9 protein-coding genes are annotated in these 13,022 nt (G+C 35.3%); 2 read left to right on the top strand and 7 right to left on the bottom strand.

The features are described from left to right. Window positions 1–10: 10 nt before the first annotated feature. The 5 genes from uvrA to Q1B05_RS14800 all read right to left on the bottom strand — a co-directional run bounded on the left by uvrA (window position 11) and on the right by Q1B05_RS14800 (window position 7,585). Window positions 11–2,842 (bottom strand): excinuclease ABC subunit UvrA, encoded by a 2,832-nt coding sequence (gene uvrA, locus Q1B05_RS14820; protein ID WP_299781737.1) that lies wholly within the window; start codon window positions 2,840–2,842, stop codon window positions 11–13. 193 nt (window positions 2,843–3,035) lie between these two features. Next, on the bottom strand, window positions 3,036–4,235 hold the full coding sequence (locus Q1B05_RS14815) for an OmpA family protein (RefSeq protein ID WP_299781736.1): 1,200 nt from the start codon (window positions 4,233–4,235) through the stop codon (window positions 3,036–3,038). A gap of 293 nt (window positions 4,236–4,528) precedes the next feature. Further along, window positions 4,529–5,245 carry a hypothetical protein gene (locus Q1B05_RS14810; RefSeq protein WP_299781735.1) on the bottom strand — a complete coding sequence of 239 codons (717 nt, stop codon included), beginning with the start codon at window positions 5,243–5,245 and terminating at the stop codon, window positions 4,529–4,531. A 31-nt stretch (window positions 5,246–5,276) separates the two neighbouring features. Next, window positions 5,277–6,986, bottom strand: coding sequence for a gamma-glutamyltransferase (ggt, locus tag Q1B05_RS14805; RefSeq protein ID WP_299781734.1), 1,710 nt, complete (start codon window positions 6,984–6,986; stop codon window positions 5,277–5,279). Next, a complete protein-coding gene (locus Q1B05_RS14800) occupies window positions 6,983–7,585 on the bottom strand; it encodes an acyl carrier protein phosphodiesterase (protein WP_299781733.1) in 603 nt (200 codons plus the stop codon). Before Q1B05_RS14800 ends, ggt begins: the two co-directional genes overlap by 4 nt. Before the next feature lie 74 nt (window positions 7,586–7,659). Here Q1B05_RS14800 and glmM point away from each other — a divergent pair, with 74 nt between their 5' ends. After that, window positions 7,660–9,048, top strand: a complete 1,389-nt coding sequence (glmM, locus tag Q1B05_RS14795) for a phosphoglucosamine mutase (RefSeq protein WP_299781732.1) — start codon at window positions 7,660–7,662, stop codon at window positions 9,046–9,048. 80 nt (window positions 9,049–9,128) lie between these two features. On the opposite strand, the gene Q1B05_RS14790 is transcribed toward glmM, so the two are convergent. Next, window positions 9,129–10,019 (bottom strand): lysophospholipid acyltransferase family protein, encoded by an 891-nt coding sequence (locus Q1B05_RS14790; protein WP_299781731.1) that lies wholly within the window; start codon window positions 10,017–10,019, stop codon window positions 9,129–9,131. Window positions 10,020–10,081: 62 nt separating this feature from the next. Here Q1B05_RS14790 and Q1B05_RS14785 point away from each other — a divergent pair, with 62 nt between their 5' ends. After that, window positions 10,082–10,735, top strand: a complete 654-nt coding sequence (locus tag Q1B05_RS14785; RefSeq protein WP_299781730.1) for a rhomboid family intramembrane serine protease — start codon at window positions 10,082–10,084, stop codon at window positions 10,733–10,735. A gap of 1,095 nt (window positions 10,736–11,830) precedes the next feature. Here the strand turns inward: Q1B05_RS14785 and Q1B05_RS14780 are convergent. Further along, window positions 11,831–12,952, bottom strand: coding sequence for a TlpA disulfide reductase family protein (locus tag Q1B05_RS14780; RefSeq protein WP_299781729.1), 1,122 nt, complete (start codon window positions 12,950–12,952; stop codon window positions 11,831–11,833). Window positions 12,953–13,022: the final 70 nt, after the last annotated feature.

The following is a 13,022-nucleotide window of genomic DNA, read 5'->3' as shown; positions in this document are numbered from 1 at the left end:
TCTTCTTTTGCTAATTTAATTCTTTTTTAAGGAATTTAGCGGTGTAACTTTTTTTGTGTTTTGCAACTTCTTCGGGTGTGCCTTCAACGATTACTTTACCACCGCCTTTACCGCCTTCGTAACCAATATCTATAATATGATCAACGGTTTTTATAACGTCTAAATTGTGTTCAATAATAAGTACTGTATTCCCTTTGTCTGCTAGTTTGTTAAGAACAATCATAAGCACACGAATATCTTCAAAATGAAGTCCTGTTGTGGGTTCATCTAAAATATAGAATGTATTTCCTGTATCGCGTTTACTTAATTCTGTCGCAAGTTTTATACGTTGTGCTTCTCCTCCAGAAAGTGTTGTACTCTGTTGTCCGAGTGTTATATAACCTAATCCAACATCTTGAATTGTTTTTACTTTTTTATGAATTTTAGGAATATTCTCGAAAAACGGTACAGCTTCGTTTATAGTCATGTTTAGCACATCGCTAATCGATTTTCCTTTGTATCTAATTTCTAGTGTTTCTCTGTTAAAACGTTTCCCTTGACAGGTTTCACATTCTACGTATACATCTGGTAAAAAGTTCATTTCTATTACGCGTAAACCTCCTCCTTGGCAGGTTTCACAACGTCCGCCTTTAACATTAAAACTGAATCTTCCTGGTTTGTAACCACGAATCATGGCTTCAGGGATTTTAGCAAACAAACTTCTTATTTCGCTAAACACACCGGTGTATGTTGCTGGATTACTTCGAGGTGTACGACCAATAGGCGACTGATTAATATCGATAACCTTATCTAAATGTTCTAAACCTTTTATGCTTTTGTACGGCATTGGTTTTTTAACGCCATTAAAATAATAAGCGTTTAAAATAGGGTAGAGGGTTTCGTTAATTAAAGTCGATTTTCCACTTCCTGAAACGCCAGTAACTCCTATCATTTTTCCTAAAGGAAATGAAACACTTACATTTTTTAAATTGTTTCCAGTACAGCCTTTTAAGGTTAATAAATGGCCGTTACCTTCACGTCGTTTTTTAGGGATTTCTATAGCTTTTGTCCCGTTAATATATTCTGCGGTTAACGTATGTTGTTTTAGTAATTCGGCAGGGGTGCCCTGACTAATTATTTCACCACCATAACGTCCTGCTTTTGGTCCGATGTCAATAACATAATCGGCACGTTCTATCATATCCTTATCATGTTCTACCACAATAACAGAGTTTCCAACATCGCGAAGAGAAATTAATGAGTTGATTAACTTTTCATTATCACGCTGATGTAAACCAATACTTGGTTCGTCTAAAATATAAAGTACACCAACCAATTGCGATCCAATTTGTGTTGCTAATCTAATGCGTTGTGCTTCTCCTCCAGATAAGGATTTAGAGCTTCGGTTTAACGATAAATAATCTAAACCAACATCTAATAAAAACTGAAGACGCGTACTAATTTCTTTTATAATTTCTTCACCAATTTGAACTTGTTTAGACGATAAATGGGTGTTTAAGTCTTTAAACCAAACCGATAAATCACTAATGTCTTTATTTGCTAATTCGGCTATATTTAAGCCATTGACTTTAAAATATAATGATTCTTTTCTAAGTCGTGTGCCTTGACAAACCTCACAATCAACTTTGTCCATATATTCTTTAGCCCAACGTTTTAGTGTTGTAGTTTGTGCATTTTCATACTGACTTTCAATAAAATTAGCAACACCTTCAAAATCGATTTTATAATCTCGAGTTATACCTAAAGTTTTACTTTCAACAGAAAATTTCTCTTTTCCGCCGTATAAAATCATCTGCTTAGCGGCTTCAGGGATATCTTTATAGGGATCTGTCAATTTAAAATTGTAGTGTTGTGCGATAAGTTGTAATTGCTTAAAAATCCAACTGTTTTTTTCTGGTCCGTGTGGTGCTAGAGCACCTGCTTTTATAGATAAACTTGGATCAGGAATAATTTTAGAAATGTTTACTTGGTACAGTTGACCAATTCCATTACATTTCGGACAAGCTCCTTTTGGGGAGTTGAATGAGAAATTATTAGGTTCAGGATTTGGATACGATATACCTGTAGATGGACACATAAGTAAACGACTAAAATAACGTGCTTCGTTAGTGTCTTGATCGATAACCATTAACACATCATCACCATGATACATTGCTGTATTTATAGTTTCAGAAAGGCGTTTATCGTTGTCGGCATTGCTATCAATTTTTAAACGATCGATAACGATTTCGATATCATGCATTTTATAACGATCTAACTTCATGCCTTTTACAAGGTCTCGAATTTCGCCATCTGTTCTTACTTTTACAAAGCCTTGTTTTGCTATCTGTTCAAATAATTCACGATAATGCCCTTTTCTAGATCGTATAACGGGAGCGAGAATATTTATACGTTTCCCTTTATAGTCTTCAATAATTAACTGTTTAATTTGCTCGTCGCTATAACTTACCATTTGCTCGCCAGTATTATAACTGTAAGCATCACTAGCTCTTGCGTATAACAGACGTAAAAAATCGTAAATCTCTGTAATCGTTCCTACTGTAGACCGTGGCGATTTGCTTGTCGTTTTTTGTTCTATAGCAATAACAGGAGATAAGCCATCAATTTTGTCGACATCAGGACGTTCCAGTCCGCCTAAAAACTGACGTGCATAAGCAGAAAACGTTTCAATATAACGGCGCTGGCCTTCGGCATAAATGGTGTCGAAAGCTAAAGACGATTTTCCACTTCCCGATAAACCCGTAATTACAACGAGTTTGTCTCTAGGTATAGACACGTCAATGTTTTTTAAATTGTGCACTCGGGCACCCTTAACTTCAATATATTCTTCGAACTTGCTCATAGAAATGCAAAGTCTCAAAGATACTGATTTTATGATGAAAAAGGAAACGCCAAGAGTCTTAGTAAATTGTTAAAAATGAAGGGGGTATTGTAGGGGTTTATTTTGAAAAAAATGTCTTTTGTATTAGCAATGATCATAAAAAAAAGCTGATGCATATGATGCATCAGCTTTTAAAATATAGTTGTAATTAAAATTATTTGCTTGTAATACGCAAGGCAATTCTTCTGTTTTTTGAGCGTCCAATTTCTGTATCGTTTGAAGCAACAGGGTGTTGATTTCCATAGCCTTCTGCCGACAATCGTTTAGGGTCGATTCCCATAGAAATTAGTTCGTTTACTACGTTTTGAGCTCTGTCGCTAGATAATTTTAAATTGGTATTTGCATCTCCAGTATTGTCTGTATAACCTCCTATTTTTATAGAAATATTAGGGTATGCATTTAAAATTTCAACTAGATTTTTAAGTTGAAGGTTAGATTCTGGTAAGAGTTTAGCCTCTGCTGTAGGAAATAATAACTTATCGAAATTAAACCACTGGTCTTTATTTGCAATCGTATCGGTTTGGGCTAACCAAGCAGACAGATTGTTTTCTAACCCCGTTTCCGAAGCTTTAAACGTATAGCCGTTTGGTAATGTAATATCTGTTTTTGTGTCTTTAACCAAAGGTTCTATTGGTTCGCTTAGTGTTTCGGGAACCTTGTTTGGCATAATAGGTGTGTCGGGTTCTCCATCACTTTTTTTCATTATTACAAATAATAGTATAGAGGCAACAAAGATTAAGAAGGGTATAATCCATCTGTGTTTAATGGCTTCCGTTTCTTTCTTTTTGTTTTTTTTAGTTCTTGTAAAGACTTGAGGTTTTACTGCCGATTCTTTACTTAGTAAGGCTTGTAATCCTACAGGAGTAGCCATTAAAATATCGTCTTTTTCAGATAATAACGTTTTAATTAAAAGGTCTGTATCAAAATCAGATTGCTTTATAAAAGCTAATAGCATAGGAGCAGTCATATGCAATAATCGGAAAACAGATGGTTTTTTTACTCCAGAAGCATTTCCTAAAAGATCTAACAAACTAGACTGTTTGGTATCAAAAAGCATATTTAGAGTGCTTGTTCCTGCATCTAAAGTGAATTGATTACTCTTATTTGTTAGTAAAGTCGTTGGGTCTGAAAGTATATGAGAAGCATCTAATTCTTCATGGTTAGCCAGATTAATAATCTTATCTATAAAAGTTGTGTCGGTTATATTATTTAATAGTCCGGTTAAAAGCGTAGGAATCGAGGAGGACATCGCTTTAAAAACACTCGTTTCCGATTCGTCTAAAGTATCAGCAGCTTGAGTTATTAAGTCGGGAGTGATATAATGACTTAAAGGTTTTAATAAATGGTTATCCATGCCTTTTAAATAGTTGGTTAATCAAAATTAATAAATTATATCTTCAAAAATTGAATTTCAATGGTGTTTTTAAAAAATCAAATAGAATTAAGTGTTGTTGTGGTTTTTAAAATAATAAAAAATACACTTATATTTTATGAATTTGTTATTTATGTAGGCTTTTTGTGTGTTAAAATTGAATTATTGTCAGGTGGTTGAAGTGTGCTATCCTGAATTTAAAACAAATATTATACCTCGTGCTCTTTTAAAGCATGGAATTGTTTGGTATCTAGAGGTGTAAATATACTTAACAATTAGAATGCTGTTTTGATATTTGTAATATCTAGACCCAGAAACAGTAATTGATGAAATTCAGGAAGTTGTGCTCCAGTTTCTGTTGTCGTCCAATTACTCCACGACGCTTCTAGTCCATTTAATGGTAAAATAGATACCCACATTTTAAATGCCGAAGGTTTATAATTTTCATCTAATAGCCACATATACGAATCGCCAGGTGTACTTCCTCCTGTAGTGTACGAAATTAAAAGGCCTTGTTTGTTGTCTTCTAACGGAACTAAACTACGTGTTGTACCAGCGTCAAATACTTTATAAGGAGCAACAATCCAAAACGAATCGTTATTAAAATATTCTACCGCTTTGTCTATATATTCCTGAGCTTCTTCACCAGTTATGTGAGTGTTATTAACAAGTACTTTACTTGTGTTTGGTGCATTTAATTGTAGATCTACTCTCACGTTTTTCCAATACACTTCACAAAAATCGGCATTCTTGGTCCATTTAAAATGATGACGTTTATTAAAGGTCCATTCAATATAACTTGTTTTTTTGTAGGCCTTATAATCTAATGCATCAAGCATTTTTTTTGCTACAATATCGGCTTCTTTGGTAGGTGTGGCCTGAGGTAAATCTTCATCATATCTAACATATAAATACCCAAAAAATAATAATGTAGGTAGTGTTAGGAATACAATAATTCCACCACAGATTTTAAGAATTTTCTTTGCAGACATAGTTCTGATTTAGTGTTACAATATTATGGATTTAAAATCCAATTGCAGTATCATCTCCACGATAATCTGCACCAGCTTCTAAAGTTCCGTTTTGTCGTTTTAAAATTCCATCTACACGACCAATAACCGGTGCATCTTTTTCATTAATATGATAGCCTTTTTGCTCTAATTCTGATATGGTTTCACGACTAAATTTAGAGGGTTCCATAAGTATTTCGTCGGGTAACCATTGGTGGTGAAAGCGTGGTGCATTAACGGCTTCTTGCATGCCCATATTATAGTCGTGTACATTTAAAATGGTTTGTAATACACAAGTAATTATGGTAGAGCCTCCAGGTGTACCAACAGTCATGAATAGCTCGCCATCTTTTTCAACAATAGTTGGTGTCATAGAACTCAGCATCCGTTTTTGTGGCGCAATACTATTTGCTTCGGCACCAATTAAACCAAACATATTTGGTTCGCCTGGTTTGCTGCTAAAATCGTCCATTTCGTTATTTAAAAAGAATCCTAATTCTGAACAGTATAGTTTAGAACCGTATGCTCCGTTTAAAGTTGTGGTGACTGCAATGGCATTTCCAAACTGGTCTACTATAGAGTAGTGTGTGGTTTCGTCGCTTTCAACAAGCTCTACATTTCCATGCTTTAAGGACGATGATAAAGTGGCTTTATCGAAAGATACATTGGCCATTCTATCTTTAAGATAGGCATCGCTTAGTAATTTTTTAGTCGGTATTTCAACAAAATCTGGATCACCTAAATAGTAACTTCTATCTGCATACGCACGACGTTCTGCTTCTGTAATTATTTGAATGGCTTTGGTGCTATTGTGTCCTAAACTCGCAAGGTCGTATGGTTCTATCATATTCATTATCTGACCTAAACAAATACCGCCACTAGACGGAGGTGACATAGAAATAACTTTTAGATCATCGTAATTAAAAACGACAGGAGTTCTCCATTTTGCTTCGTAATTTGCTAAATCTTCTTCGGTAAGGATTCCTCCATTATTTTGAATGAATGTCGCTAATGTTTTTGCGACTTCACCTTTATAAAATCCGTCTTTACCTGTTTTTAAAATCCGTTCTAAAGTGTTTGCTAAAACAGGATATTTAATGGTGTCGTTAGCTTTCCAATCGGCATCAAAAATAATGGTGTCTTTATTTACTTCTTGAAATAACTTGCGTTTTGCTTGAATACGTTTTGCTTGTTTTTCAGTGACAATAACGCCGCGTTTGGCTAAAGCAATTACAGGTTTTAAGATTGTAGCTATAGGTAAACTTCCAAATTTGTCATGAGCAGCAAATACCCCTGCAACCGTTCCGGGTACACCAATAGCCATGCCGCCAAGTGTACTTTTGTCTGGAATTACATTTCCGTCTTCGTCTAAATACATGGTTTTTGTTGCAGCCATTGGGGCTTTTTCACGATAGTCTAAGGCACCAATATCGCCATTATTTAAGCGGTATACCATAAATCCGCCACCACCTAAATTTCCAGCGTATGGATAAGCTACGGCAAGCGATAATTCTGTTGCCATCATGGCATCAAACACATTTCCGCCTTGTTTTAAAATAGAGGTTCCTATTATAGAGGCTTCTTCTCTTGCGGAAACGACCATGGCTTTTTTAGCGATAACGCCTGTAACAGCCTCTGTGGTTTTTTCTTCTGTTTTCGTTGGAGATTCTTTACAAGCAGATACTATTAAAAAGAATATAAGGATGTAGTAACTAGGCTTCATATGTTATTTATAATGGTGTTTAGTTTCGTGTGAGAAAACTGGCGTAATTCTTCAAAAAAGGAGGTGAATTCAGATTCAAATTCCTTGTAATGGGTTTCTAATTCGGTTATGGAGAGGTACATTTGCGATTGGTTTTTGGTACGTTTATCCATGCCTTTTAGTACACTTTCAATACCTTTTATAGAGGCATAGCTTACTAGCCAATTGCCTTTTTTCATATATGGTAAAATGTGTTGGGTATATTTCGGTAAATCATCTACATGTTCTTCTAATAAATTATAAAATGCGTTTGCATATTCATTTAAAGGTACATCAGAATAGGAGGTCCAGTTTTTTGCTAAAAAATGATCGTAAAAGATATCGATTATAATTCCTGAATAATGGCCATAATTTTTGTGTAATCGTTTGGTGCTTTGTCTTACGGTAGGATGCGCATCGGTAAAGGTATCAATTTGGCGATGTAATAAAATACCAACTTGAATATCTTTATCGAATTTCTGATACGATTTCCCTCTAATCCCATTTCCATCGGCTATAAAATTACCTATGGTGACTTTGGGACGGTTTTCCGAAAGATATATGTGCGCTAAATAATTCATTTGGGGAATTTACAAATTCAAAATATAAGATTACCATAATGAAATATTATATTTGTTGAAACTTAAATTATTTTATGACATTAATTAAATCAATTTCAGGAATACGAGGTACCATTGGTGGTGCTGTAGGAGATAATTTAACTCCAATAGACGCTGTTAAATTTGCTGCAGCTTATGGTACTTGGGTTAAGGCACAACGCAATAAAGACAATTACCGCGTTGTTGTTGGTCGTGATGCTCGAATTTCAGGAGAAATGATACAGAGTTTAGTTATGCATACGCTTGTAGGCATGGGAATTCATGTGATTGATCTTGGACTGTCTACTACGCCAACAGTAGAGATTGCTGTGCCTTTAGAACATGCAGATGGAGGTATTATTTTAACGGCTAGCCATAACCCAAAACAGTGGAATGCTTTAAAATTATTAGATGCTAAAGGCGAGTTTTTAAATGCTGAAGAAGGTGCTAAAATTTTAGATTATGCTGAAGCCGATACGGTTCAGTTTTCGGATGTTGATAGTTTGGGAGACATTTCTATAAACGATGCCTATATAGATATTCATATTGATGAGGTTTTAGACTTACCATTAGTAAACCTAGAGGCTATAAAAGACGCTAAATTTAAAGTGGTGGTAGATGGTGTAAACTCTACAGGAGGATTAGCAATTCCGTTGCTTTTAGAACGTTTAGGTGTAGAAGCTGTGAAGTTATTCTGTGAACCTAACGGACAATTCCCTCATAATCCAGAACCATTAAAAGAACACTTAACCGATTTATCTGAAGCTGTAGTAAAAGCACATGCCGATTTTGGAATTGTAGTAGATCCTGATGTAGACCGTTTAGCGTTTATGGATGAAACAGGTGAAATGTTTGGAGAAGAATACACGCTTGTTGCTTGTGCAGATTATGTGCTAAGTAAAAACCCAGGGAACACCGTTAGTAATATGAGCTCGACGCGTGCTTTACGTGATGTTACTGAAAAACATGGCGGAACCTACGAAGCAAGTGCTGTAGGAGAAGTGAATGTGGTAACTTTAATGAAAAAGAACAACGTGGTTATTGGCGGTGAAGGTAATGGTGGTATTATTTACCCAACCTTACATTACGGACGTGACGCTTTTGTAGGAGTAGCTTTGTTTTTAAGTTTATTAGCCGAAAAGAGAATGTCGGTTAGTGCTTTAAAAGCATCATATCCGCAATACTATATGAGTAAAAAGAAAATAGCATTAACCCCTGAATTGGATGTCGATGGTATTTTAAAAGCGATGGAAGCGCAATACGCTTCAGAGCAGATAACGACTATAGATGGTGTGAAAATTGACTTCCCAACCAACTGGGTACACTTACGTAAAAGTAATACAGAACCTATTATTCGTGTGTATACAGAAGCCGGATCGCAAACAGAAGCCGATGCTTTAGCAGATCGTTTTATTGCTGAGATTTCTAAAATAGCAGGCTTGTAAACGACAACGTACATAGAACTAAAAAAGACACCTTATTAAGGTGTCTTTTTTTGTATATCATGTAATCGAAATTAGAATATTTACAGGAATTCTGCAGGGACTTTATCTCTATGTTTCCAACGTTTGTGCGTCCATAAATAATACTCGGGCGCTTCTTCTATTTGTTTTTCAACCTTTCTTAAAAAGGCATCGGTAATCTCGTAGTTTTCATAGTCTTTGGCCTGATCTGCTAATAACTCGAATGTAGTTTCGTAATGTCCACGTTTTAAACGTTTCACTCTAAAGAATACCACAGACATATCTATACGTTTAGAGAGCATTTCTGCTCCGGTGTACACGGGTACTTTTATTCCCATAAAATTGGTCCAATAATGGGCGCTGTTTATTTTAGGAGATTGATCAGAGACAAAACCACATATCATTAGATTATTGTTAACCTTAGCATGCATTAGTGTTGGTACCGTTTCTTTAGTGGTAATTAAATAACTATTGTATCGTGCACGTATTCTTTTAACCAATTTATCGAAGTACGGGTTCTTTAGTTTTTTATATACCGCGTATCCTTTTACATTTACGTAAGATTGTAGCACGAAAATCCATTCCCAACTTCCATAATGTGCGCACATTAAAGCCACACTTTTATTATTCGCTACTAAATCTTGAATGACATCTAAATCTTTAAATTGGAAACGTTTTTTAATTTCCGCTTCAGAAATGGTTAGCGATTTCATAGCCTCAACCGTCATATCACATAAATGATGGTAAAACGCTTTGGTGATTCGTTTTTTTTCGGTTTCGGATTTGTTAGGGAATACCAAGTCTAAATTTTCTTTAACTGTTTTTCTTCTATATCCAATAATATGGTATAGTAAGACATACAGCCCGTCTGAGAATGCATATAGCAGTCTAAACGGAAGTATAGAAATGAGCCAAATAATAGGATAAACAAGAATATAAGCGAGGAATTGCATTATTTAGTTTTAGTTTTGCAAAAACAAATATATAGTATATTTGAAATATAAGTTTATAGTTTATGGGGAATTTAAGTATAGTAACTATTGTGATTATTGCGGCGAATGTGATTATCTCTCTAAAAGGATTTAATGATTTTAGCTTTTTTGAAAAATATAAGTTTAATGTAGGAGCTATTAATCGCGGTGAAAAAATGAGAATGTTTAGTTCTGGTTTTTTACATGTAGATATGTCTCACTTGTTTTTTAATATGTTTACGCTGTATTTCTTTGCAGATGTTGTGGTTTCATACTTAGGTAATTTCAACTTTATAGTTGTTTATTTAGTCAGTTTGATTTTAGGGAGTTTATTGTCGTTGTTTTTTCATAAAAACGAATATGAATATAGTGCGGTAGGAGCGAGTGGTGCTGTAACGGGAATCTTGTATTCAGCTATATTATTAGAGCCTAATATGAGTTTGTATATGTTTTTTATTCCTATTCCAATTCCTGCTTATGTGTTTGGTATTGGGTATTTGTTATATTCTATTTATGGTATGAAAAACCGTATTGGTAATATTGGTCACGATGCCCATTTTGGAGGTGCAATTGGTGGTTATGTTACCACTTTAATTTTGTTTCCATCGTTGTTTCAAACTAATTTATTGATGATTGGTTTGTTGGCTATACCTATCGTTATTTTGTTTGTTCTTCATAAAACGGGGAAGCTTAATTAGGGATTCTTCGCTTCACAGGGTTATGCTCTGAATGACATTTGGGATTGTTCGTGTGTTGTCATTCCGACGGTAGGAGGAATCTTTATGTTTTGGAGTTAGGGATTCTTCACTGCACTGCGTTTTGCTCTGAATGACATTATAGTAATAGATTCTTCGCTTCACAGGGTTACGCTCTGAATGACATTTGGGATTGTTTGTGTGTTGTCATTCCGACGGTAGGAGGAATCTTTATAGTGTGGAGTTAGGGATTCTTCGCTTCACTGGGTTACGCTCTGAATGACATTATAGTTAGGGATTCTTCACTGCACTGCGTTTGTTCTGAATGACATTATAGTAAGGGATTCTTCGCTTCACTGCGTTTGCTCTGAATGACATTCGAGTAAGGGATTCTTCGCTTCACTGGGTTACGCTCTGAATGACATTATAGTTAGAGATTCTTCGCTTCACTGCGTTTGTTCTGAATGACATTAGAGTAAGGGATTCTTCGCTTCACTGGGTTACGCTCTGAATGACATTATAGTTAGAGATTCTTCACTGCACTGGGTTTGTTCTGAATGACATTCGAGTTAGAGATTCTTCGCTTCACTGGGTTACGCTCTGAATGATATTCGAGTTAGAGATTCTTCACTGCACTGGGTTACGCTCTGAATGACATTATAGTTAGGGATTCTTCGCTTCACTGCGTTTTGCTCTGAATGACATTAGAGTAAGGGATTCTTCGCTTCACTGGGTTACGCTCTGAATGACATTATAGTTAGGGATTCTTCACTGCACTGCGTTTGTTCTGAATGACATTATAGTTAGGGATTCTTCGCTTCATTGCGTTTGCTCTGAATGACATTCGAGTTAGGGATTCTTCACTGCACTGCGTTTGCTCTGAATGACATTCGAGTTAGGGATTCTTCGCTGCACTGCGTTTGTTTTGAATGACATTATAGTTAGGGATTCTTTGCTTCACTGCGTTTTGCTTTGAATGACATTCGAGTTAGGGATTCTTTGCTGCACTGCGTTTGCTTTGAATGATATAAGCGCATAAAAAAGCCTTCATGCGGTTAAACAATGAAGGCTTTTTTTTATGGTAGTAGAATTATAAACTTAGTTCAATAATTCTGCGATTTTATCTTCTAAGGCTTGACCTCTTAAACCTGAAGCTACAATTTTACCATCGGCATCTAGCACGTATGTTGCTGGAATTGCACGGATATTAAATTGTTTTACGATTGGGTCTTCAAAATAGTTTAAGTTAGAAATTTGGTGCCATGCTAAGCCATCTTTTTCAATAGCAGCAATCCATTCTGCTTTAGGATCTTTTTGTCTTGGTGTTCCGTCTAAAGACACTCCTAATATTTCTAAACCTTTGTCGTGATATTGGTTATATACCTTTACTAAATTCGGGTTTTCTTTTCTACATGGTCCGCACCAAGCAGCCCAGAAATCGATAATTGTTACCTTTCCTTTAATATCGTTTAAAGCAACTGTTTTTCCTTCAGGATTTGGCGCAGAGAAATCTTCTACAACACTACCAACAGCAGTAGCACCTTCAGCCTTAATGGCATCGCCTAATGTTTTACCTAAACGCGTCTCTTTAATTCGAGAAGTAAAGTTTTCGTAAATCTCTTTTTTATCTTGAAAAGGGATGTTTTTGTTTCCTAAGTGACGTTCTAAAATCAGTGCCGATACAAAGGCATCGTTATTAGATTTCATGAATTCAAGATCATGAGCCATATTATCATCAACCATAGTTTTGTAACGGTTCTGAACTTCTAAAGCAAGCACAGAATCTTTAGTTTGTTGTGCTGTTCTAAACTCTTGACTTAAGGTTTGATTCTTTTTTTGTAATTCAATCATGTACGATTGGTAGGTATTAAAAGCATCGTTTTCTTTACTTCCTTGCACACGTGTATTAAAAATACTATCGGTATTAATAGCAACTGTCATGTCTTCATTTTCAAGAATAACAGGGATGTTTCCACGTACGGATTCAATTTCAATAAAATATAAATCTGGAGCAGTAACCAATCCTTCTAAGTGAGCTTTACCATCTGTAACCACGGTAGAGTCCATTACGACTTGTTTTTGTCCATCAGCTTTAAATAATTTTATGGCTTTACCATTTACGGCATCGTTAAATGATGCGTCAAGTGTAAACCCTTCTTTTTCCTTAGCACAAGAAAATGCTAAAGCTACCAAACTTAGTAGTGCAATCTTTTTAAACATGTTAAAGTTGTTTTATAATTTGCACAAATATAACAGAATAAATGTTGAATATCTGTTAAGATTTAGATAA

Source organism: uncultured Formosa sp. (assembly GCF_947500765.1).
Classification (GTDB): Bacteria; Bacteroidota; Bacteroidia; order Flavobacteriales; family Flavobacteriaceae; genus Formosa.
The sequence above is the reverse complement of the archived record's forward strand: the minus strand, read 5'-3'. Positions and strand labels throughout refer to the sequence as shown.

What these genes read in the sequence shown, in the direction of transcription:
- Q1B05_RS14810 (WP_299781735.1), bottom strand. Translation starts at nt 5,245, where the DNA reads ATGTCTGCAAAGAAAATTCTTAAAATCTGTGGTGGAATTATTGTATTC.
- Q1B05_RS14785 (WP_299781730.1), top strand. Translation starts at nt 10,082, where the DNA reads ATGGGGAATTTAAGTATAGTAACTATTGTGATTATTGCGGCGAATGTG.
- Q1B05_RS14815 (WP_299781736.1), bottom strand. Translation starts at nt 4,235, where the DNA reads ATGGATAACCATTTATTAAAACCTTTAAGTCATTATATCACTCCCGAC.
- glmM (WP_299781732.1), top strand. Translation starts at nt 7,660, where the DNA reads ATGACATTAATTAAATCAATTTCAGGAATACGAGGTACCATTGGTGGT.
- ggt (WP_299781734.1), bottom strand. Translation starts at nt 6,986, where the DNA reads ATGAAGCCTAGTTACTACATCCTTATATTCTTTTTAATAGTATCTGCT.
- uvrA (WP_299781737.1), bottom strand. Translation starts at nt 2,842, where the DNA reads ATGAGCAAGTTCGAAGAATATATTGAAGTTAAGGGTGCCCGAGTGCAC.
- Q1B05_RS14790 (WP_299781731.1), bottom strand. Translation starts at nt 10,019, where the DNA reads ATGCAATTCCTCGCTTATATTCTTGTTTATCCTATTATTTGGCTCATT.
- Q1B05_RS14800 (WP_299781733.1), bottom strand. Translation starts at nt 7,585, where the DNA reads ATGAATTATTTAGCGCACATATATCTTTCGGAAAACCGTCCCAAAGTC.
- Q1B05_RS14780 (WP_299781729.1), bottom strand. Translation starts at nt 12,952, where the DNA reads ATGTTTAAAAAGATTGCACTACTAAGTTTGGTAGCTTTAGCATTTTCT.